The sequence below is a fragment of the Mesorhizobium sp. M4B.F.Ca.ET.089.01.1.1 genome (genome assembly GCF_004022605.1).
Taxonomy (GTDB): domain Bacteria; phylum Pseudomonadota; class Alphaproteobacteria; order Rhizobiales; family Rhizobiaceae; genus Mesorhizobium; species Mesorhizobium abyssinicae.
In genome coordinates, this window is sequence record NZ_RZOS01001226.1 from 1 (window position 1) to 582 (window position 582).

A 582-nucleotide genomic window follows, 5' to 3' on the forward strand; every position below is an offset into this window, starting at 1 on the left:
TCCCACTGCTCGGCCGAAACCACTGCGCAAAGCAGTGAGGCCCGTCCGTGATCCGCCCGTTAGCTGCGAAATGCCTCACGCAGAAAGTCGACGAACACGCGCATCTTTTGCGGCATATGGCGCCGCTGTGCATAGAAGGCGTAGATAGGCTGCTCGACAGGCTCAAGGTGAGGCAGCAGGCGTACCAGGCGGCCCTCGCGGATGTCCTTGTCGACCATAAAGTCTGGGAGCAAGGAATAGCCGTATCCGGTCAGACAGGCGTTCTTGACTGCGCGCGCCGAGTTCATGGTTAGATGTTGGGGAACGTCGAAATGGATCGTCGCACCGTGGTGATTGAACTGGTGCGTACGGCCCCATTCTCCGCTGACCTGTGTGACCGACGGGCAATCCTTGATCTCGTCGATCGATCGCGGCGTGCCGAATTTCTGACAGAAGTCCGGCGAAGCGACGAACACGATCTTCTGCGTCGAAATCTTTTGAGCGATCAGGGATGAATCGCTGAGCGGCCCCACGCGGAGCGCCACATCATAGTGCTCGCCGATCAGGTCGACCAAACGGTTTCCGATATCGACCGAGACACTC

General features: G+C 58.8%; 1 protein-coding gene. It reads right to left on the reverse strand.

The genetic code is table 11. The features are described 5' to 3' along the window. Positions 1-59: 59 nt before the first annotated feature. Positions 60-582, reverse strand: a 523-nt coding sequence (locus tag EN780_RS36890) for a substrate binding domain-containing protein (RefSeq protein ID WP_210215124.1), incomplete at its 5' end; no start/stop codon positions are given.